The organism is Gemmatimonadaceae bacterium (genome assembly GCA_030647905.1).
Classification (GTDB): Bacteria; Gemmatimonadota; Gemmatimonadetes; order Gemmatimonadales; family Gemmatimonadaceae; genus UBA4720.
The window spans coordinates 1-21,732 of sequence record JAUSJA010000029.1 but is presented as its reverse complement, the minus strand read 5'-3'; the positions used below and the strand labels follow the sequence as shown (position 1 = coordinate 21,732).

Sequence of the window (21,732 nt, the reverse complement as noted above, 5' to 3'; positions counted from 1 at the left end):
CGGGACGGCCGACTGTCAATGTCACCCCGATCCGCAGCTCTACTGGAGCCATACTCCCGGCGCCGGGGCTTTGTTGAGGACGAGCGAGCTGATGTCGTCGAACGATGCCACGACGAAATCAGCTTTCTCCGTCACCCTGGGCCGGGAGACGAATCCAGTGTAAGCGGCGAACGCGTCCGCGACCCCGCGCATCATGAGATCGGTGCTTCCGTCCCCGACGGCGAGCATCGGGTGAGGCAGGTCGAGGTGGGACAGCATCTCACGCTTTCCGGTTGCGGTGGCGAGTGGCGACGAGCGGTCGAATCCGAGATATGCGCCGATCGCGTCGAACCTGACGTCCACCGCGTGGACATCGTCGGCGCCAAGTCCGATGTGCTGTGCCACGCGAAGGATGGAATGCCGGATTGCGCTGCTCATCAGGATCACGCAGACCCCATTTGCCCGCCACGCGGCGACCGACGACACAGCGCCCGGCGCCAGCGTCTCGATGTATGCGCGTCCGAGCGCGTCCACATCCTCGCGGCGCGGCCGAACGAGTGATAACCGCGCCGCATACACATCTTCGAGCGGAATGTCGCCCCGCATTGCGCGCTCAGTCTCGGCGGCTACGCGCTTCGCCACAGCGGGACCACGCCGCGCCGCAAGCCAGTCAATGCCTTCGATGCCGCACAGCGTCGAGTCCACGTCGAGAATCACCGTCGCAAAGTGCGGCGCTGACGCGGGGGTCATAGTACGTTCCCCGGCGAAAACATCCCCGATGGATCGAGGACGTTCTTCATCGCTCTCATCAACTCGATCTGCCGCGCGCCGAGCTGAAGGCCGAGCCATCTTCGCTTGAGTTTTCCCAGCCCGTGCTCCGCTGAGACAGTTCCTCCCATTCGGACCACACAGACGAGAGTCTCCTCGATCGCTGCTTGAATCCGGTTCAGCGCTTCGCCGTCTTCGGCGATGAAGTTCTGATGCGGGTGACCGTTGCCGGCGTGCCCGTACGTGACGGGCGACGGCGCGCCGTGCCTCTCGATCGCCTCGCGCGACACGGCAAGCGCTTCGCCAAGTCTGCGGTAGTGCACGGCCCAGTCGGTGGAGATCTTCCTTCCGCCCTGATGTCTGAACCTCGCGCCACGCTCGTTCATCGTTGCGGGAACCGCATGTCGCATGACGCGCGCTTCGCGGAGCGCCTGCGCGCCCTCGTACACGCGGATGTCGCCTGACAGCGCGTCGTTCGCTTCGGCGACGCGGAGCCACGCAGCGAGCACCTCGTCCACATCGCCATCGCGGCCTGCGTCGTCTTCGAGATAGACGAGCGCCAAAGCCGATTCCGTCCAGGGAAGCCCGGCCGAATCTGCGGCGATCGCGAGCGCGCCGGCATCGAAGAACTCCAGGCAGCGGGGACTTCGCCTCGATTCCCGGGAGCGAGCGGCGACGACGAAGTCGAGAGCCGCAGTCTCCGTGCGGAACGGAATCGCCAAGCCGATAGGAGTGAAGGGGATCCTGACCAGTGAAAGCTCCGCTTCCACCACAATTCCGAGTGTCCCCTCGCTGCCCACGAACCAGTCCACCGGATCCTGCGCGGCCGCATATCCGACGGCGTTCTTCTCCGGACGGAATCGCGAGTAGCAGGCGACCTCGCCGTCGGCGTGTACGATACTCAGCGCATTGACGTGATTGCGCGTCGGACCATAGTGCAGGCTGCGCGCTCCAGAGGCATTGCAGGCGATCGCGCCACCGATCGTCGCGTCTTCCTCGCTCGTCGGGTCGGGCGCGAACATCAGGCCGTGTTCGGCAAGAGTGCGGTTGAGATCCCCGATTCGAACGCCCGGCTCCACACGCGCGACGCGGCGCTCGACATCCACGTCCGCGATGCGCGTCATCGCAGCAAGCGACAGAATCAGCCCGTGATCGGTAATCGAAGCTGCGGTCATGCTGGTCTGTGAGCCGGCCGGAGTCACCGCCGTTCCCGTGCCGGCGGCGAATCGCACGACTTCCACGACGTCGTCAACGCTCGAGGCCCGCGCGACTCCCTCGGGAACGAGCTCGATTCCCGACGCGTCGCGCGAGTGGGCGAAGAGAACATCGGCGTCCCGCGTCACGACCACGCCTGTTCCCCCGCGGGATCGAGCTTGGAGAAATCGATCACAGTTGCCGATTTCACGTCCGGAAGCTGCATCAGCTTTCGTCGCACCGATTGGCTGATCTCGCCATCCACCGAGATGGCAGCCAGGGCGTCACCGCCTTCCGAGAGCCGCGCCTGGTGATACTCGGCGATGTTGACGGATGAGTTGGCGAGCAGCGTGCCGACGTGTCCAATCACTCCGGGCACGTCGGCGTTGGTGAGCACGAGCAGAGTGCGGCGCGGCGTGACGTCCACGCTGAAGCCGTCAATGCGCGTGACGCGCGGCCCCAATCCGGCGGGAGCGATTCCGGCGACGAGCATTTCCTCGGCTCCGCTCCGAAGCGTGACCTGCGCGCCGTTGTCGGGCTCGTGGGCCAGTGCGGTCGTCACGGAGAGCTCGATCCCGCGGGCCTCCGCCAGGGCGCGCGAGTTCACAAGATTGAGCCGCACTCCGTCTATGATCGAGTCGAGTGCTCCCGCCGCGGCGCTTGCCACGAGAAGATTGCCAGCTTCGGCGAAACCGCGTCCGACCCTCAGCGAGATCGCGTCCACCGCGCGCGCCCCCCGGTCGGCGAGAATGGCTCGCGCGATGGAAGCCATTCGACGCACGAGCACGAGCGCCGGCCTGATTTCGTCCCAGCGCCCGTCGAGACCGCCGACGACGTTGATCGCGCGAGAGAGCTCTCCATCGAGCAGGGCATCCCGCACCGCGGCGCACACGTCAACGGCGACGTTGCGCTGCCCCTCCGCGGTGGACGCGCCGAGGTGAGGCGTCAGCAGGACGTTGCTCAGAGTCCGGAGAGGACTGCCCGCGGCAAGCGGCTCGTGCCTGTACACGTCGAGTATCGCACCGGCGAGTCGTCCATCGTCGACCGCTGATGCGAGCGCCGCTTCGTCAATGATACCGCCGCGCGCGAGATTCGCGACGATCGCGCCGGGCCGAAGCAGGCGAAGCTCGCGGTCGCCGATCATTCCCGAAGTCTCGGGAGTGAGCGGCGTGTGGACCGTGATCACGTCGCACGAACGCAACAGATCATCGAGCGATTTCGCGCGCGTTACGCGAAGCAGATCGAAGCGCTCGTCGGTGACGTATGGATCGAATGACATGAGGCCCATCGCGAACGCGCGACCCCGCGTCGCGACCTCGCCTCCTATGCGTCCCAGGCCGACGATGCCGAGGGTGCGTCCGCGGAGCTCGGTCCCGAGCAGCTGGCTGCGGTCCCATTTTCCCTGCCGCATGGATTCCGCGGCTCGCGGCAGATGGCGCACGAGCCCGATCAGCGCGCCGAAGAAAAGCTCGGCGACGGCGACGGTGTTGCCGGCGGGCGCGTTGATCACGGCGATCCCCAGCGCCGTCGCCGCGGGGATATCTATGTTGTCGGTTCCTACGCCGGCGCGTCCGATGACGCGGAGCCGCGTGCCCCGTTTCAGCAGCTCCGCGGGAAGGCGGGTGGCGCTGCGTCCGACGAATGCATCATACTCGCCGATACGCTCCAGCAGCTCCGAGGCCGGCGTGGTCGGAATCTCGTCCACGACGAACGACTTCTCGGCGCGGAGCAGATCGACTCCATCGCGGTCGATCTGGTCGGTGACGAGCAGTCGAAAAGTTCCCATACACCGCCAAAGCTACTCTTCCCTGGCGGGTGTCGCCTCCGAGCGCGCGCTTTCCTGATCGCGAAGAACGCGGCGCAGAACCTTTCCGACCTGCGTCTTGGGCAACTCGCGGACGAATTCGTATTTCGCCGGCACCTTGTACGCCGCCAGCCGCTCGCGGCACCAAATCCTGATCTCCGCCTCGGTCGCGGTCGCGTCGGTGTGGAGCACGATCCACGCCTTCGCTTTTTCGCCGCGCATCTTGTCGGGCAGGCCCGCCACTCCCACCTCGTGCACTGCGGGGTGCGATGAAATCACTTCCTCGATCTCGCGCGGCCAGACCTGGTATCCGCTCGTCTTGATGAGGTCCTTCTTCCGGTCAACGATGAACAGGTATCCGTCAGAGTCCACGTAGCCGAGATCGCCTGTGAAAAGGAGGCGCTCACCCGACTCGGAGTGGCGGATCATCTCGCGGGTTTCGTCGGGGCGACCCCAGTAGCCCTCCATCAGCTGCGGCGCTCGCATCACGATCTCGCCGAACTCGCCGCGCGGCAGCCGAACGTTGCCATCGTCGGAGTCCACTATGATCACTTCCACGTCGGGCAGCGGCATCCCGACGGAGCCCGTCTTCTTCGGCCCGAGAACGGGGTTGGCGACGACAGCCATCTGGGCTTCGGTCAGGGAATAGCCCTCGACGATCACCCCGCCGGTGAGCTCCTCGAACCGCTGCTTGGTGTCGGCCATGAGCGCGGCCGCGCCGGAGAAGCAGAGCTTGACGCTCTTCCAGTCAACCTTGCCGCTTCGCGTCATCGAATGGCTGAGCAGAGCGTTGAGCAGCGTCGGCACGGCGCAGATGAATGCCGGCCGCACGTCGTTGATCTCCTGAAGCACGTCGCGCAGCTCGCGCGGATTGGGAGTGAGCGAGAGAGGGTTGTGATTGATGAAGGCGAGACTCTGCACGCCCGTATTCGCGTAAGTGTGAAAGAGAGGCAGCGGCACCATGATCGTGTCCGTCCACTCATGCATCGCGGGCTTGAGCCATGCGCGAAGCTGAAGACCCGCCATCACCATTCCCCGGTGCGTTCCGACAACTCCCTTGGGCGTGCCGGTGGTTCCCCCGCTCATGAGAATCACCGAGTGATCTTCCGGCTTCGGCGGTGGCCCGAGACGCGGCTCAACGCTGTGGCGAAGAATCAACTGCCTGAACCGGACGTCGCCCGAACCCAGGGAGATGCGGTCTCCGTCCTTCTTCTCCCGAAGGAACGTGTAAGCGATGCGCGTGTGGAGAGGCAGGTAGTCCTTTATCCCGGTCGCAATCACGCGCCGCACCTGCGTTCGCGGCTGGACGGACTTCATTTTCGCATGGAAGCGATTCAGGACGACGGCGGTGGTGGAACCGGAGGCGTTCAGCGCGTCCTCGAGCTCGCGGTCGGTGTACATCGGATTCACCGGACACGCGATGGCCCCGGCCTTCCATACCCCGAGCTCGGCGATCATGAACTGCGGGCAATTGGGAAGGCAGATTGCGACCCTGTCGCCCCGTTCGACCCCGAGCGACGCAAGTCCGCGGGCGAACCTGTCGCTCCATTTCTCCAGCTCGGCGTAGGTGATCTTCGCTCCCTTGAACAGGAGCGCGGTGCGGTGAGGCCACGCCGAGACCGTATCGCGCAGATAGTCGAGCAGCGTACGATCGGGGTACGGCTCGAGCGTGTCCGGCACGCCCTCGTCGTAGTTCCCATGCCAGATCGCCGATGTCACCGGGGCAGTCATCAGGATGCCGAATGTACTGTCTGCGGGGCCGGGAGCAATATGGCCCGGGCATTCCTACCCCCGCTGTGCGGCTTGTTCCGCAATGCCCGGGCCTGTAGTCAGTCCCTGGCGATGAGCGCCGCGAGCTTCTTCATCTGCCGCGCAGGGTAGATGACCCCACCACGCGGCGTTAGCTTTTCGCCCCTATGACCATGCGGGAGAAACTCGATCTGCTGGAGCGCCGGCGCGCCGAGGCGGAGCAGGGGGGAGGAGAGAAGCGCGTCAAGGCGCAGCACGCCAAGGGCAAGCTGTCGGCGCGCGAGCGGCTCGACCTCCTGCTCGATGAAGGAAGCTTCACGGAGCTCGACCGGTTCGTCGTTCACCGCTCGCACGATTTCGGTCTGGAGAACGAGCGCTATTACGGCGATGGGGTGATCACCGGTCACGGCAGAATTGACGGCCGTCTGGTTTACGTCTTCTCCCAGGACTTCACGGTCTTTGGCGGATCGCTGTCCGAGGCGTTCGCGGAGAAGATCTGCAAGATCATGGATCTTGCGATCCGGAACGGCGCCCCGGTGATTGGACTCAACGATTCCGGCGGGGCGCGCATTCAGGAAGGGGTCGTCTCCCTGGGCGGCTACGCGGAGATATTTCTCCGGAACACTCTCGCGTCGGGGGTCGTCCCCCAGATATCGGCCATTCTCGGTCCATGTGCAGGGGGAGCCGTGTATTCACCGGCGATCACTGACTTCACGTACATGGTGCGCGGCAGCTCGTACATGTTCGTCACGGGGCCGAACGTCGTGAAAACGGTGACGCACGAAGATGTGACGATGGAGAAGCTGGGCGGCGCGACCACGCATTCGGTGGTGTCGGGCGTCGCACATTTCGCGCACGATTCCGAGCCCGCGTGCATCCAGGCAATCCGCGATCTCTTTCACTACATCCCTTCGAACAATGTGGACGATCCGCCGCGGGGCACTTCGTCCGATCCGCGCGACCGGCGCGATGAAGCGCTCCTCGACGTCGTGCCGGACAATCCGAACAAGCCGTACGACATGCACGACGTCATCCGCCGCGTAATCGATGACGGAACGTTCTACGAGGTTCAGCCGGAGTACGCTGCCAACATCATCTGCGGCTTTGCCCATCTCGGTGGGACGAGCGTGGGGATCGTCGCCAATCAGCCGGCGGTTCTCGCGGGCGTGCTCGACATCAACGCATCGGTGAAGGCCGCGCGTTTCATACGGTTCTGCGACGCCTTCAATATTCCCGTCGTGACGTTTGAGGATGTGCCCGGCTTCCTCCCGGGAGTGACGCAGGAGCATGGCGGAATCATCAAGCACGGCGCGAAGCTGCTCTACGCCTATTGCGAGGCCACGGTGCCGAAGCTCACCGTGATCACGCGCAAGGCGTACGGCGGGGCGTATGACGTAATGAGCTCCAAGCACATCAGGGGTGACTTCAACGTCGCATGGCCAACGGCCGAGATTGCCGTCATGGGTCCGAAGGGAGCGGTGGAGATACTGTTCCGGAAGGAGATCGCGGAGAGTGGCGATGCGGTGAAGGCGACCGACGAGAAGATCGAGGAGTACCGCGCGAAATTCGCGCATCCATACATCGCGGCGGGCCGCGGTTACCTCGACGATATCATTGACCCTCGCGACACGCGGCCGCGGCTGATCGACGCACTGGATACGCTCAAGGGCAAGCGCGATCGGAACCCGCCGAAGAAACACGGCAACATTCCGCTCTGATCGTGTGCACGAAGTTGCGGGCAGACGATGATCGGTAAGCTGCTGATCGCCAATCGCGGAGAGATTGCGCTCCGCATCATCCGGGCGTGCCGCGAGCTGGGGATACGGAGCGTCGCCGTCTACAGCGATGCCGACGCGCATTCGCCGCACGTGCGCGAGGCCGATGAGGCGGTGAACATCGGCCCTCCTCCTTCGAGCCAGAGCTATCTCCTCGGCGACGCGATAATCGCTACGGCGAAGCGTTTCGGCGCCGACGCGATTCATCCCGGCTACGGATTCCTTTCCGAGCGCGAATGGTTCGCGCGCGCAGTGATGGATGCGGGGCTCATCTGGGTTGGGCCGCCTGCCGAGGCGATCGCGGCGATGGGGAGCAAGACCGCCGCGCGGACGCTGGCGGTGCAGAATGGAGTTCCGGTCGTGCCCGGAACGACGGAGGCCCTCGTGGATGCCGATGCTGCTCGCGCTGTCGCCGAGGAGTACGGATACCCCATTCTATTGAAAGCGGCGGCAGGTGGAGGCGGGAAGGGGATGCGCGTCGTGCGCGCTGAGTCGGAGCTCGTGTCTTCGCTCGAGGCGGCCCGCCGCGAGGCGAAGAACGCTTTCGGCGATGACGCGGTTTACGTCGAGAAGTTCATCGAGGGCCCGCGCCATGTCGAAATCCAGGTGCTTGCCGACATGCACGGTAACGTCCTCTCGCTCGGCGAGCGGGAGTGTTCGGTGCAGCGCCGGCATCAGAAGATGCTGGAGGAGGCACCGAGCGTCGCCGTGTCGCCCGAGCTTCGGCGCGCGATGGGAGAGACCGCGGTGCGCGCGGTGCGGGCTGCGGGATACGTGAATGCGGGTACGTGCGAGTTTCTCCTGGATGGCGACGGGCGCTTCTATTTCCTCGAGATGAACACGCGGCTGCAGGTCGAGCACCCTGTGACCGAGCTCGTGACCGGCATCGATCTCGTCGAGTGGCAGCTCCGCATCGCGTCGGGCGAGCGGCTGCCGTTCAAACAGCAGGACATCGTGCCTCGCGGGTCTGCGATCGAATGCCGGATCACGAGCGAGGACACCGCCAACGGCTTTCTTCCGTCCACCGGGCGCATTAGTTACCTGCACCTGCCGAGCGGGCCTGGTGTGCGATGGGACGGCGGCATCGAGATGGGGAGCGAGGTAGGGCTTCATTACGATCCGATGCTGGCGAAGTTGATCGTGTGGGCGCCGACGCGTGCGCTGGCGATCGAGAGAATGCACCGGGCGCTGCTCGAGCTGACGATAGAGGGCGTGGAGACATCGCGCGATTTCCACCTGCGCCTGATGGAGGACGACGAGTTCCGGCGCGGCGAGATCGAGGTCCAGTGGCTCGAGCGCCGGCTCGCGAGCCTGACCGCGATCGCCCCCCCAGCGCATGCGGCTCGCGCGGCGGCGATCGCGGCGGCCCTCTTTGCCGATCGCGATCGCAACCGGGGAGCGGTGCGCAACGGCACTGGTGCGGCCCCGGAGTCATCGCCTGGTCGTATTTCCGTGTCGCCGTGGGAGCACGCGGCGCGCCTCGAAGGGCTTCGCTGATGGCTCAGATGATTTCTCTGGAGATCGATTCGATCGCCGCCGGCGGCGACGGTGTGGGGCGGAGCAATGGCCTGGTGGTGTTCGTTCCGCGCACCGCGCCCGGCGAGTTGGTCACCGCGCGTATCAGCGGCAAGGGCTCGTTTGCGCGCGGGACGCTCCGGACCATCGCGCGTCCGTCGGAGGAGAGAATCGAGCCGGAGTGCCCGCACTACACGCGCGACCGCTGCGGGGGCTGCCAGATCCAGCACATGTCGTATCAGTCCCAGCTTCGCGCAAAGCAGCGGATCATCCGCGACGCGATGGAGCGGATCGGCAGGCGAAAGGTCGAAGTCCAGGAGGTCCGATCGAGCCCGGATGAATGGCGCTACCGGTCGAGGCTGACTCTGACGATGCAGAGACAGCCGAGCGGTGAATGGATAGCAGGGCTGCATGCCTACGACGATCCGGCGAAGGTGTTCGCTCTCCGCGATTGCCCGATCACCAACCGGGGTGTGGTCACGACCTGGAGGGAGATTCTCGCCGCCTCGCAGTTCTTCCCGCCCGTGGAGAGCCTTCGTGGAAGCGTGCGAATGACTGGCGACGGGCCCGCGTTCATCGTGACCGGGGGCATTCGATGGGGAAACGCGGAAGCGTTTTTCGGAGCGGTGAAATCTCTTGCCGCGGTGTGGTGGGAGAATGACGAAGGTGCCCGCCGGATTATCGGTGACCGGCGTCCGCCGCGGTCGCTGCAACCCCCGGTAGCCTCATTTGCGCAGGTAAACCAAAAGGTTGCTTCCGAGCTTCGAAGTCACGTTATGACAATCACTTGGGCGCATGCACCTAAGACGGTGGTTGATGCCTACTCCGGAGCCGGCGACACGGCTATCGCTTTCGCGAAGCGAGGGGCGAAGGTGACCGCGATCGAGCTCGACAGCGATGCCGCGAGGTGGTGTGCGCTGCGTCTTCCGGAAGGGTCCGTGTCACTGCGGGCGCGGGTCGAGGAAGCGCTACCCGCCGCGCTGCCGGCTGACGCGGTGATCCTGAATCCGCCGCGCGCGGGTGCCGACGGGCGTGTGACCGAGTTGCTCGAGTCGGCCCTGGTCAAGCCGCGCGTAGTCGTCTACGTGAGCTGCAACGCCGCCACCCTGGCGCGAGACGTGGCACGGATGCCCGGCTACCGGGTCGCTTCGGTCGCGCCTTTCGACATGTTCCCGCAGACGGCTCACGTCGAGACGGTCTGCGAGCTGGTGCCCGAGGCGACATGAGATACATCGTCGATCTGAACGGGACGCGGACCGAGGTAGTGATTGACGGCGGGGATGTGACGCTCGGCGGCGAGACCATCGCCGCCCATGTCGAGGATGTTGCCGGAACACCGGTGCGCCTGGTGACCATCGGGGACGAAGTCCACCGGGTCATCGAGCGAAGGGGCACGGCTCGCGGATCGTATACGCTGTGGGTGGACGGATACCGATTCGGGGGGGAGGCCGTTGACGAGAGGACGCGGGCCATTCGCGACATCACCGCCGCTTCCGCGGGTCCTGCCGGTCCCGCTCCCGTTGTGGCTCCCATGCCGGGTCTGATCGTCCGCGTGAGCGTCGAGGTAGGGGACCTCGTTCAGGCAGGTCAGGGCCTCGTGGTCATGGAGGCGATGAAAATGGAAAATGAGCTTCGATCGTCCGCGTCGGGAATCGTCAAGGCCGTCCACGTCGCTCCCGGGAAGGCGGTCGAAAAGGGGACAGTCTTGGTGGAGTTCGACGGCTAGAACCACGGCACGCGGCATCCCACTGAACCGCGGGGGGTTGGGCGTCCGGAGTCCGGCGGACCGGGTGGGCGGTGAATAACAGATATTGCGACGAGTCTTGCTGCGTTGGCAGAATCAGGGGTAGTATCCTGCGCAGGTGAATAGAGAGTTATGCCAACCAACGACCATCGGTGTGAGAACTTGGTTTGGGCCAGACCACCCTCAGTTGCCATCTGCCACGTTACACGTTACACTGCTGAATGGCGATTGTCGGGTTCAGGCACAAAGGCCTGGAGCGTTTCTTCACTCGAGGAACCACCGCGGGGATCCAGAGCAAACACGCCAAACGCCTCCGGCTGATTCTCGGTCGGCTCGGCGTGGCGACGGAGCCTCGGGACATGGGACTTCCGGGTCTCAATCTTCACCCCCTCAAGGGAGACCGCCAAGGCACCTGGGCCGTGCAGGTCAGTGGCAACTGGCGCGTGACCTTTCGATTGGTCGGGCCGGATGTCTCGAACGTGAACTACGAGGACTATCACTGATGAAGACTGTTCGCATGCACAACCCGCCGCACCCGGGAGAGATCCTTCGTGAGCTCTGCCTCGTGCCCTTGAATCTCAGCGTCACCGACGCTGCCGCGTCTTTGGACGTGAGCCGGAACACGTTGTCCGCCATCCTGAACGGACGGGCTGGCATCAGCCCCGAAATGGCAGTTCGCCTATCGATCGCGTTCAACACGACGGCCGAGAGCTGGTTGCATCAACAGATGCAATACGATCTCTGGCATGCGGAGCAATCGCGGAAGCGGTTGCGAGTTCGGAAGCTCGCGGCCGCGTAGGCCATGTCCCCGCGACGTTGGTCCGGCCCATCATGGCTCGAGAGATGAGCCGACGAGAACGCCGGCTTTACGCGGAGCAAGAGAATGCCCAAGAAGCGCCTTAAGTCCATTCCGCAGTTCCAGACCGAGGCAGAGGAGCGCCAGTTCTGGGCAACGCACGATACCGTGGACTACGTCGACTGGTCCAAGGCGAAGCGCGCCGTGTTTCCCAACCTTCGCCCCTCGACCGAAACGATCTCCCTTCGGCTTCCGGCCCCGTTGCTGGCCGACCTCAAAACGTTGGCCAACGAGCGCGATGTTCCGTACCAATCGTTGCTCAAGGTCTACCTGGCGGAGCAAGTGCGCCAAGAGCAGGCGGCAGCTGGGCAGCATAACCCGCGCTTGCAACTGACGGGGCGTAAGCACGGCGGGCGCGGCCCTTCACCAAGCCCGAAGGGTAGCCGCGCCCGCCGTACACCCCGCAGCTGAAGCGCAGGCCGTTAGGCGGACTATTCCATCTTATCCAGACGTCGTGCGTCGAGGCCCCAATGTCCGAGCATGCGACCGTAGAGCTACTGTGAAGTGTCTACGGTGGCGGCTCGTGCGCTGATTCGCCACCAGGCCTACATAGTTTCTTAGCTTAAAGCGTTATGCGTCACACGACCTTGAGCGACAGGAGGGCACGCATGCAGGTTACCATTCGCCGCTGCACCTACTGACTGTCCGCGATCCAAGCTGCCCGTGTGGCAGCTGCGCTTCGCGAGGATCCATCCCTTACCGTTGAGCTCGCGTCAGGGCACTACGGGGAATTCACTGTGCTGGTGGAAGGACATGAAGTGCTGTCAGCGGGTGCGATCGCGTTACTTGGCATCCTCCCGTCCATCCGGGTCGTGCGAGAAGCCGTTGATCGCGCCCGCTCACAAGCGCCAGGGTCGGCGTGACGCCTGACCGGCGCATGGAGCTGGCAACGCGCGGCCCATCAGGTAGTTTAGGCCGAAGATCACGCGCCGCGCGTTGCAGCTCAGGGAGGAGTCCGACACCCTACCACGGTCGTCGTTGTTCGCGAGGTTCTTGACCTTCGTGCGCCTCGTCTTGGCGATTGCGGCTGGGGTGGACAGTGACTTTGATGCACCGACATACGCCGAGGTACTGACTCATGCATGCAAATCACTGCGCAGCCTGAGGCTACCGTTGCGGAGTCAAGCGCCCCGCAACCTTGCCGCCAGCTTCCCGCGACTGATGTCTGAGTCTCTTACGCGGCCGCGGTTGATCGCTCGAGTCCCGGCATCGTGAAGCCAACACCATCGAGTTCGCTGACAAGTGAAGTCTTCTGCTCGCTCGTCAGTTCCACGAGTGGCGGCCGCACAGTCGTCCACGACGCATCTCCGCTGTAATGCGCGATCGCGGCCTTGAGCGCGGGTATCATCGGATACCTTGCGAAGATGCCGCGAACCTCGTTGAGCCGCTGCTGCTGCGCGTCTGCATCCGCCGCCTTCCACGTGGCAAAGAGCCGCGCGATAGCCCCCGGATTCACATTGGCCGTAGCGCTGATGCACCCCGCGCCGCCGTAGCGCATGCCCTGGAGCAGGAACGTCTCGCTTCCCGGAAAGACGTCGAAGCCCTGCTGCGCGAAGTTGTCGATATACGCCTTCGTGTTACTCCAGTCGCCCGAGGAATCCTTGGCGCCCGCCACGATGCCGGGATACGCTCTGAGCAGCCGCTCTATCAAAGGAACTGTTATCGCCACTTGTGAGACCGGCGGGATATTGTAGAGATAGATCCGCAACCGGCTGTCCCCCACGCGCTCGATAACCTCGGCGAAGTTCCTGAAGAGCCCTTCGTCGCTCACACCCTTGTAATAGAAGGGCGGCAGCATCAGCACGCCTCCGCAGCCGAGCTTCACCGCATGTGCCGTGAGCCGCACCGAATCTGTCAGCGCGCAGCAGCCGGTGCCCGGCATCATCCGAGCCGGGTTCACGCCATCGCTCACCAGCTGGTCAAGGAGCTCGATCTTCTCGTCGACGGCCAGCGAATTCGCTTCGGAATTAGTCCCGAATACCGCCAGTCCAACATTATGGGAGAGCAGCCAGCGGCACTGCCTCACGAATCGCTCCGGGTCCGGGGAGAGATCGGCCTTGAATGGGGTGACGACGGGGGAGAGTACGCCGGTGATGCGCTCTATGTTGGGGGCCAAAGTGGTGTCCGTTGTATGTGATGACCAGCAGGGCTTTATCGGCCAACCTCAGCTCGCACGCTCCAAACGGCCTCTTTCGATTAGCGTCGTCCGACTCCCTGCGTTACCAACCGGAACTCGCCGTCACATTCGATCCAACGCGACCATCATCGGTCAATAACGGCAAAGACCCAGTCCTTGAGCATTTGCCTATCTTCTCGATGAAAACCTCAGTCGGCAAGGAGGAAAGGCATTGTGTCGCCCGCCTAACGCATTCGCCCGGACGAGATGCCGCCGCCGCTTGGTAGTTTGATTCATGGATTGCAGCGGCCTCGCCAGGCCTCACGGCAGAAGCGCAGGGCGTTTCTAGGCACACTGCCGACGATCGGTGTGCGCTCTTGACAAGCGTATATACACAGCATATACTCCCGTGGTGAACGACGGCATTTATCGCAGGCTCGGCGAGTGCGAGGGCTTCGAATGGGACGCCGGGAACGCACCGAAGGTGCGCACGCGGCACGACGTCGAACCCGGCGAGTGCGAGCAGGCGTTCTTCGGTGAGCCGCTCCTCGTGTCTGCCGACGTCAAACACTCGCAGGCTGAGGAACGGTGGCGAGCGCTAGGCTGTACGCTTGGGGGACGGAGACTGCACCTGGTGTTCACGATCCGGAGCACCCACATCCGAGTGCTGGCTGCGCGGGACATGAATCGCAAGGAGCGACGAGATTATGAGCAAGCCAAAGCACGCGCTAAAGAAGATTCCGACCTTTAATACCGAGGACGAGGAGCGCACCTTCTGGGCCACGGCGGACTCGACGGAGTACGTGGATTGGTCGCAGGCGCGCTTCGTGACGTTCCCGAAGCTGCGCCCGACATCGACCGCGATTTCCGTGCGTCTGCCGGAGACACTGCTGACCGAGCTCAAGCTGCTCGCAAACGAACGCGACGTGCCATATCAGAGTCTGCTGAAGATGTACCTTGCAGATCGGGTCCGCACCGAGCGCCGTCGCGTTCGTTCGCGCAATAGTGCCTAACCAACGTTGGTGCTGACGGCGCATGTAAGGAAGCGGCCGCGGCCGCATCTGTTAGAAGCGCCGCAGCACAACGCCATTCGTTAGGCACACCACGAGGGACTCCCTATGAATAAGCGCGCTCACGCTTCGCGCGCGGCGACGCTGCTCGCCTCCGGAGCGGAAAGCGACCTTCCGTACGCTGCCCTCGAACTGCGCATGGCGATGGAGGTCATCGCTTATGAGAAGCTCCGCTTGTATGCGCCCCGTCTGCCCGCAGCTGTCCTCGACAAATGGCAGCCACCACAAGCCATGAGGGCGCTGCTGGAGTTCGAGCCGCTGGCAACGCAGAACAAGCGGATGCGCATGGCCAGAACGACTGAGGACGGTACTCCACTAGGCCCGTGGATCGACTTGGGAGAGCATCGCTCATTCAACGTGTCGTGGCTGCGCAAGGCCTACAACAAGCTCGGGAGCTTTCTCCACGTGCCGTCACCGAGGAAGGCAGCGCAAGGGATTGCGACCGCTGCCGCTGCATCGTCGATGAGAGACGATCTACTGGAGATCCTCAAGGAAGTCGAGCATGTTGCAGCGTCCCGGTCAGACTTAAGCCTTGCTCGAACGATCGAGTTCAATTGTGCTGCGTGCGAGTCACTGATTATCTGCAACGAAGATGGCGCGCGCACAACTCAACGTGCCATTTGCCTCGACCCGTTGTGTGCGGCCGAGCACTACGTCGAGTTCTCGGCTGACGGTGGGGTGATGCTTCATCTAATCGCGACTGAGTTTGACTGCATGGCGTGTAAGGCGCCGGTACCGGTGGAGGATCGAAAGCTCGCCATCGGTTACGAGTTTGCCTGCCCCGAGTGTCGCGAAGTACATGTCATCTCAACCGCGCACTGGGGATATAGCCTGAAGACTAATGTCGCCGTAAAGGGTGCTTAACTCCGGCTTGGTGCTGACAAGCGCCCGCGCGCGTCGACCTCCATGCGCTGGGATGCATGGCGTACGAAAATTCGCAGCTGAAACGCAATCCGTTATGTGGCAGCCAATTCACACGGAGCTTCTGTTGTGATTAGGCGGGTCAAGATTCAGAACTTCCGAAGTATCGAAGACCTAGAGTTCTTCCCGACACAGTGCTGCGCGTTGATCGGGGAGAACAGCAGCGGCAAGACCAACATCCTGCGCGCGATCAAGATGGTACTCGAAAAGGAATGGCATCGGGTAACCGACTTTTCGCCTGAGGACGTCATCGATGGCAGTCTCGACAAGGACGTTCTTATTGAAGTTGAATTTGACCCTCCCCCGACGTTTGTTGCGTTCAAGAATGTGGCCCCAGTCCCGATTCCGGTTCTGCGGTTCGACTTGACGAGGTACAAGATCAATACGGCGAACGCTGAGAAGGGCGACCTTCGTCTAGAGGGGACGCCGCTAACCGCGAAGGGGAAGCCGGTCCAAATTCTCGCGAAAGCGCCAAGGAAGGGTCAGCCGCCTGAATTCAGGCCGTTGACGAACATCCCACCAGGGCTCAAGGCCCAGGTACCAGTGATTTACGTTCCAGCCGACCGCCGCCTCGAGTCCCAGATGCCCAGCTCACGGTACAGCCTCCTTCGCCGCCTGTTCGAGGACATTGACGAGATTGTCAAGAAGCGCAAGGCCGCTGCGCCAAATGCGGGGCGCACCATTGCCGAAGTCTTCGCTGAAAAGGTGCTCGAGGCGGTCCAAGTGCTGCGCATACCAGAGTTCGTTCTTTTGGAGAACCTCCTGCAGCGTCACTCGGTCGAGAATCTCGGCTGGGACCCGGAAATCGACCTTGAACGTTTCAGTGTGCATTTCGGGCTGCAAGATCCCATGGATTTCTTCAAGGCCATTCGGCTGATGGTAAAGGACGGTCCCTACGAGTTGGACGCAGTTGACCTGGGGGACGGTGCTCAAAACGCACTGGTAGTCGCGATTTTCCAGGCATACGAATCTCTAAAGCGCGCCGGCGCCGTGTTCTTGGTTGAAGAGCCGGAAATGTACTTGCATCCGCATCGTTGCCGGCTCTTCTACAGCACGCTTCGGCACGTTGCAGAAAGCAACCAAGTCATCTACTCAACTCACTCTCCGTACTTCGTAGCTATTCCTGAGTATGAAGAAATCCGCGTCGTAAGCCGAAACGCAGCGTCCCGCACGCAGGTGCGTGGGTCAACCTTGGCGGGAACGGCCGAGCTCAGAGAAAAGCTACGAAAGGAATTCGACCCAGAGCGCAACGAGCTCTTCTTCGCAAAACACGTTGATTCTGGTGGAGGGTGACTCCGAAAAGCTCGCACTTCCGGAGTACGCGAACAGGCTCTCTGTGGCGATGCACCGCGAGGGCATCTCAATCGTCGAGGTGGGCGGCAAGCGCAACCTGCCCGCATTCTGCGATGTGGTCCTGTCGTTCGGTATTCGACTCACAGTTGCATTCGATACAGATTCGTCCGACTTCTTGAAGGCTGGGAAGGCTCAGGAGGAAGAGTTCAATGACGGGTTACGGCAGCTTGCCAAGCGCGGCGCCACCGTTGTCGAACTGAATCCCCGATACGAGGCCACACTCCGGGCCTCACTTGGAGAGGCTCTGTACGCGGACATGTGCAACAAGTACCCCGGACTCTCGAAAGCCGTGCGCGCTCGCCGCATTGCGGCCGACCCCGGTGCGCCCGTTCCGGAATTCATCAGGACCATTTTCGGCCCGTACCTACCGCAAGTCGAGGTCGCGGATCCGGCTGCCTCGAAGGACCCCATGAATGCGGTGATTCTGCGCCTCGAATAGTTATTCTAACTGAACTCGAGCTCTTAGACAGGCAATACAACAGGACTCGCTGAATGCAAAAGGACTGGCCGAAAGGGATTCTCCAGGCGATTAGTGACGCGCTGGTCGGCTATCTCACGTTTCAAGCACGATGTGGGCTTTCGCCTGCGTATTCGGAGTACCTGCTCTACGATCCTATCGTGCGAGTGTGCCGAAACAGGTCGTGGCATGTCGAGTGCGAGGTCGCCATCGACAAAACGATTCGGGGAAGAGGCGACCACAAGCGCGTGGACTTTCGCCTTCGGAAGCGTCGCTCAGCCCGTCGGGCTTTGCTTCTTGAGGTGAAGTATCATCCCAGAATAATGGGTAGACCGGTTCCGGTTAAACCAGACTGTGTGAAGCTGCGAACGCTACTCGGAGAAAGTGGTGCAGGTTCTCGGGCTTTTGTTTTGATAGCAGGGCGCCAACAGAAATCAAACGGCGGTTTTGCCGTGACGCCGGCCCTAAACGACGCTTATTACACAACGGTATATCCGGCCGCTCACACAAACTTTGGTGTAACTGTGTATGAGGTGGGGCAGACTAACAACGGCATGCAGTCTGACGGCGCTCCGCGCCGCAGCTGATGCCGATGGCGTTAGACGCACTACAACTTTCAGTGAAATGAACGCGCAAACCCTCCTCGATCTTGCACGCGATCACGCGATGTGGCTGCGTAAGAGCGCTGACCTTCGCGCCTCCGCTGATCTTCTGTGGACCGGATACCGCACCGAGGCAGCACATTGGGCACGACTCCAGGGTGTCAATCCGGTAGAGGCCGATGCAGCATGGAGGCGCGCAATGGCGCATTTGTCTGCGGCCAAGATGCTTTACGCGCTGGCGCTTGAGACGGCGTTCAAAGCCGTGATTGTTCGCGACAGACCGGCCGAGGTACAGTTCAAGACCAAGACGGACTCTGCGGGCAACGTTGTGTTCGCCGAACTAATGCAAATTGGCGTCTCCAAGGGAGCCGGTCACAGCTTGTCCGCTCTCGCTGAAAAGACTGAGGTTTTTCATCGCGGCGGCAATCCGATCTTCGCCACCGATGCGGACGTCACGAGCGCCAGAGCGACGGTCGATGAGCTGAGCGCTTTCATCACATGGATCGGACGCTATCCGACGCCCACGCGTGCTGACCAACATCCCAACTATCCAGTGCCGCCGTTGTCCGACGCATGGGGGGACGATATGCGGCGATGGACGGACCCCATGCTCGACCGTTTGCATGGCCTTGCTGAGAGCGTCTAACTCGACGCTGGTGCTGACGGGCCTGCGCACGCACATGCTTCGTCGTGTAAGGTAGGGTACCGTAGGTCGGTCCGCGCTGCAGACCTCTTGCGGCACGGGCCGGAAGATCGCGTGGGACGTAACGGGCCGGCCGGAGCCGGACTGGACGTCGTCGTTGCATCGATGGGGTCTGAATCGCTCGCGCGAATCCATTGCACGTTGATTTGCGACCGGGGTAGTCGCCAGATTCCTCGGGATGTCTCACGTTACTAATGACCGGTTCTACGTCGATCCGGAGACGGGCGAGCTGCATGCGGTGCCCTTGTCGTCGCTCCCGACAGGCTGGGCTCTTTGCCTCAGCGCTCTTCGCGCTGGGGCTGCCGTTCGTGTTGGTGTAGTTGCTGCGTATCTGACGTTCGCCGCATCTTGGGCGTATGACGTCCGAGATTTCGCGCCGACCACTGGTTACGACTTCTTGCCCCGATCCCGCTGAGGGCAGACACCGTTGCGCTGCGAGTTGACCAAGTGACCGACCAAGATCAGCGACGGAGTTTTGCCCGAGCCGAGGTGCGCCGGGTTTGGGAACGGCAAGGCCGCATATGCGTGCTCTGTCAGCGCTCTATCCCGATTGATCTCATGCACGGAGATCACCTCGTTGCATGGAGCAAAGGTGGCCCGACGACCTTGTCGAACTGCCAGGCTCTCTGCGGAAGCTGCAATCTTCGAAAAGGTTCAGAGCCTCAGGCCGTCGTCCAGCAGCAGTTCAACCCGGACAAGCTGGCGCCAGGTGAGAGCGTGTTGCGGCTTTGGCAGGCCGAAGCACTCAAGGAGATCCTACCGCGCCTGGCAACCGAGCCGATTCTGGTCGAGGCATGTCCTGGGGCTGGCAAGACACACTTCGGGCTGGAGGTCGCGTACCGCTTACTCCAAGACCACTCGTGTAGCCGTGTCTTGGTGTTTGTGCCGAGCCTCGGGATCGCGGATGGTTGGCTGGCCAGTGCATCGAAGGCAGATCGTGCCTCCCCGACAATACCGTTGCTTGGCCCGCGAGCCTGGGGGCCGGTCCAGCCGATTGGGGAACGCTGGGCAGGCGTCGTAGCGACTTACCAGAGTCTGTTCTCGGCACCGGACATGTTCCTGGCTCATGCCACCGATCCCGGGCACAACACCCTTGTGATCTTTGACGAGATCCACCACGTGGGTGTGGACTCAGGTTGGGGTCGAAGCGCGCAGGAGGCTTTTAGACGCTCGGCCCGGAGCATTTTGGCACTTACGGGCACACCATTTCGCACCAACCAAGACGCGATTGCGTTCGTCCCCGTCGAAGGAGGAGCAGCGAGACCGCATTATCGCTATGGCTACGACCGCGCTCTGGTGGACCAAGCGTGCCGTCCAATACAGTTCGTCTACGGAGCCGGCACGACGACTTTCCGGACCGAGGATGGGGCCACTCACACGGTCAGCTTCGATGACTCGCTCACCGAAGTTGGGGACCGGAGACGACTCAGAACCGCGCTCGAATACGTGGGCCAGGGTTCAATCGCCGACCTACTTCTCTCGGACGCTAATGACTACCTACTCGACCTGCGGCGTCGGGGAGATCTCGACGCTGCTGGGTTGGTTGTTTGCGTTGACTGTAGTCACGCGGATCGGGTCGCAGAGTTCATGCACGAAGAGATTCTCGGGTGGCGGCCCGTTGTCGCTTGCTCGAAGCTGTTTGATCCCGCCGACCCGCAACCAGCAAACGCGATCAGGAAATTCGGGGGATCGCATGATCCGTGGATCGTGGCCGTGAACATGGTTTCCGAGGGCATCGACATTCGCAGATTGAGAGTCGTGGTCCATCTGACCAACCGGCTGACCTTGTTGAGTTTCCGGCAGATTGTCGGACGCGTGGTGAGGATCGATCCTGCGAATGTTGATGACCATGGCCGAGTCTATCTTCCGGCGGACCACACACTCGTCAGCATGGCCCGCACGATTACCGATGAGGTGGCATTCCTTCCTCCGCCGATGGTTATCGGGACGGACCGCCGGCCGTCGTCCGTGAAGATTCGGGAAGACGAGGGCGCCGAGCGAGGCACATTTCAGTCGCTTGAGTCGGTTGGTGAACGTGGCGCGGTGTCCGACACCGAGGGTCGGTTCGCCGAACCGTCGCTCGTCCGGCTCGCCCGGCTCTACATCGACAGGAACGGTCTGACCGGCACAGACGCAGAGAGTCTCGCGCTCGCCGCGTCCGAGAATCCTGAACTTCGGGCAGCCTTGGAGCGCTCTGATGGCTAAACACGCAGCTGGGCCCACCATCGTGCTCATTGGCGGCAAGATGACCCTCGATGAAGGAGGGCTCATCGATTCAAGACAGGCACTCCAAGGTGACCAGTGGGACTTCATCCTGCGGTCCGCACTGACCCGTTCGGAGCAGTGGTGGGAGGAAGCCCGGAAGCTGGTCGATGCCATCCTAAGGCATGACGGCGAAGGGTCCTGGGCGCTCATCTGGCCACCCAAGGCGATTCTCCGCCCGGTCTGGGGCAGTGGACCTATGAGGATTCGGATCGCGTCAGTTCTCCCCGGAATTAGGTCGCTCAGTACTTACCGCGATTACTGGTCTAGGTCTCCGTCCGGCACCGACACGAAGATAGAAGTGGACGCCTGCGATGCTCGGTATCGCATGTTCGACAATCCGTGGCACGTCACACTAATGAAGGCGTCCCAACCTCCGTCGGTGTTTGTTTCTGGACATCCTGGACATGATTGGAGGGGTCAGGACGTGAGGACCTTGCACCCGCTCGATGTCGTACTGCATGAATGGCCCGATACGGCGCTGGTGCTGCCGCACACGCCTCTGGCGGACCAGAAGGCGGATAGCCTGGTCCGATGGTTCGGGTCAGGCCGACCCAAGATCCCATGGCTCCACTACTCGCAGCTCTCCGCTGAAGAGAGGCCGGAGGAGGAAGAGGTCATGGCTGCGCAAGAGTCCTTCAGGCATCACAGGCCGGTTGTACTCCATGCGGACTTCCAGATCACTCGTTTCATCGACACCGGATCTGAGGCTGACGCGGCTGACTTAGTGGTCTAGTTCGGAAATTCGATGACGTATCTTAGGCACAACGAACCAACGGAGCATTGGGAAGCGCAAGCTTGGCGAGGAGTCGTGCAAGGTCCTGCCGCGTGTATTTCCAGTCAAAGGGCTTGGCAGTCTGCTGG

At 62.5% G+C, this 21,732-nt stretch carries 19 protein-coding genes; 14 read left to right on the top strand and 5 right to left on the bottom strand.

The window, feature by feature from the left end; all coding sequences use genetic code 11:
* Window positions 1-39: 39 nt before the first annotated feature.
* From Q7S20_09980 to Q7S20_09965, 4 genes are read right to left on the bottom strand one after another with little or no spacing between them, the layout of a single operon-like run.
* Complete coding sequence (locus Q7S20_09980) at window positions 40-729, bottom strand: HAD-IB family phosphatase (GenBank protein MDO8502159.1); 690 nt, start codon at window positions 727-729, stop codon at window positions 40-42.
* Window positions 726-2,090 carry an FAD-binding oxidoreductase gene (locus tag Q7S20_09975; GenBank protein MDO8502158.1) on the bottom strand — a complete coding sequence of 455 codons (1,365 nt, stop codon included), beginning with the start codon at window positions 2,088-2,090 and terminating at the stop codon, window positions 726-728. The genes Q7S20_09980 and Q7S20_09975 overlap by 4 nt, the downstream gene beginning before the upstream one ends.
* On the bottom strand, window positions 2,087-3,727 hold the full coding sequence (gene serA / locus Q7S20_09970) for a phosphoglycerate dehydrogenase (protein ID MDO8502157.1): 1,641 nt from the start codon (window positions 3,725-3,727) through the stop codon (window positions 2,087-2,089). The genes Q7S20_09975 and serA overlap by 4 nt, the downstream gene beginning before the upstream one ends.
* A gap of 12 nt (window positions 3,728-3,739) precedes the next feature.
* Entirely contained in the window at window positions 3,740-5,476 is a 1,737-nt protein-coding gene (locus Q7S20_09965) for an AMP-binding protein (GenBank protein MDO8502156.1), read from the bottom strand.
* A gap of 185 nt (window positions 5,477-5,661) precedes the next feature.
* Between Q7S20_09965 and Q7S20_09960 the strand changes: the two genes are divergently transcribed.
* The 7 genes from Q7S20_09960 (at window position 5,662) to Q7S20_09930 (ending at window position 11,795) form a co-directional block, all read left to right on the top strand.
* Window positions 5,662-7,212: an acyl-CoA carboxylase subunit beta gene (locus Q7S20_09960; GenBank protein ID MDO8502155.1), complete on the top strand. Its 1,551-nt coding sequence runs from the start codon at window positions 5,662-5,664 to the stop codon at window positions 7,210-7,212.
* A 27-nt stretch (window positions 7,213-7,239) separates the two neighbouring features.
* A complete protein-coding gene (locus Q7S20_09955) occupies window positions 7,240-8,766 on the top strand; it encodes an acetyl-CoA carboxylase biotin carboxylase subunit (protein MDO8502154.1) in 1,527 nt (508 codons plus the stop codon).
* On the top strand, window positions 8,766-10,010 hold the full coding sequence (locus Q7S20_09950; protein ID MDO8502153.1) for a hypothetical protein: 1,245 nt from the start codon (window positions 8,766-8,768) through the stop codon (window positions 10,008-10,010). Before Q7S20_09955 ends, Q7S20_09950 begins: the two co-directional genes overlap by 1 nt.
* Window positions 10,007-10,510: a biotin/lipoyl-containing protein gene (locus Q7S20_09945; GenBank protein ID MDO8502152.1), complete on the top strand. Its 504-nt coding sequence runs from the start codon at window positions 10,007-10,009 to the stop codon at window positions 10,508-10,510. The genes Q7S20_09950 and Q7S20_09945 overlap by 4 nt, the downstream gene beginning before the upstream one ends.
* Window positions 10,511-10,749: 239 nt before the next feature.
* On the top strand, window positions 10,750-11,031 hold the full coding sequence (locus tag Q7S20_09940) for a type II toxin-antitoxin system RelE/ParE family toxin (GenBank protein MDO8502151.1): 282 nt from the start codon (window positions 10,750-10,752) through the stop codon (window positions 11,029-11,031).
* Complete coding sequence (locus Q7S20_09935; GenBank protein ID MDO8502150.1) at window positions 11,031-11,327, top strand: HigA family addiction module antitoxin; 297 nt, start codon at window positions 11,031-11,033, stop codon at window positions 11,325-11,327. The genes Q7S20_09940 and Q7S20_09935 overlap by 1 nt, the downstream gene beginning before the upstream one ends.
* Before the next feature lie 84 nt (window positions 11,328-11,411).
* Complete coding sequence (locus Q7S20_09930) at window positions 11,412-11,795, top strand: BrnA antitoxin family protein (protein ID MDO8502149.1); 384 nt, start codon at window positions 11,412-11,414, stop codon at window positions 11,793-11,795.
* A gap of 763 nt (window positions 11,796-12,558) precedes the next feature.
* Here the strand turns inward: Q7S20_09930 and Q7S20_09925 are convergent.
* Window positions 12,559-13,500: a dihydrodipicolinate synthase family protein gene (locus Q7S20_09925; protein ID MDO8502148.1), complete on the bottom strand. Its 942-nt coding sequence runs from the start codon at window positions 13,498-13,500 to the stop codon at window positions 12,559-12,561.
* Window positions 13,501-14,207: 707 nt separating this feature from the next.
* On the opposite strand from Q7S20_09925, the gene Q7S20_09920 reads away from it, so the two are divergent.
* The 7 genes from Q7S20_09920 to Q7S20_09890 all read left to right on the top strand — a co-directional run bounded on the left by Q7S20_09920 (window position 14,208) and on the right by Q7S20_09890 (window position 21,604).
* Window positions 14,208-14,513, top strand: a complete 306-nt coding sequence (locus tag Q7S20_09920) for a BrnA antitoxin family protein (protein ID MDO8502147.1) — start codon at window positions 14,208-14,210, stop codon at window positions 14,511-14,513.
* A 195-nt stretch (window positions 14,514-14,708) separates the two neighbouring features.
* Window positions 14,709-15,434 (top strand): hypothetical protein, encoded by a 726-nt coding sequence (locus tag Q7S20_09915; protein MDO8502146.1) that lies wholly within the window; start codon window positions 14,709-14,711, stop codon window positions 15,432-15,434.
* A gap of 126 nt (window positions 15,435-15,560) precedes the next feature.
* A complete protein-coding gene (locus Q7S20_09910) occupies window positions 15,561-16,784 on the top strand; it encodes an AAA family ATPase (protein MDO8502145.1) in 1,224 nt (407 codons plus the stop codon).
* 43 nt (window positions 16,785-16,827) lie between these two features.
* Window positions 16,828-17,283 carry a hypothetical protein gene (locus Q7S20_09905; GenBank protein ID MDO8502144.1) on the top strand — a complete coding sequence of 152 codons (456 nt, stop codon included), beginning with the start codon at window positions 16,828-16,830 and terminating at the stop codon, window positions 17,281-17,283.
* An 819-nt stretch (window positions 17,284-18,102) separates the two neighbouring features.
* Window positions 18,103-18,549: a hypothetical protein gene (locus tag Q7S20_09900; GenBank protein MDO8502143.1), complete on the top strand. Its 447-nt coding sequence runs from the start codon at window positions 18,103-18,105 to the stop codon at window positions 18,547-18,549.
* A 504-nt stretch (window positions 18,550-19,053) separates the two neighbouring features.
* Entirely contained in the window at window positions 19,054-20,811 is a 1,758-nt protein-coding gene (locus Q7S20_09895; protein MDO8502142.1) for a DEAD/DEAH box helicase family protein, read from the top strand.
* Entirely contained in the window at window positions 20,804-21,604 is an 801-nt protein-coding gene (locus Q7S20_09890; GenBank protein ID MDO8502141.1) for a hypothetical protein, read from the top strand. The genes Q7S20_09895 and Q7S20_09890 overlap by 8 nt, the downstream gene beginning before the upstream one ends.
* The last annotated feature ends 128 nt before the right edge of the window (window positions 21,605-21,732 follow it).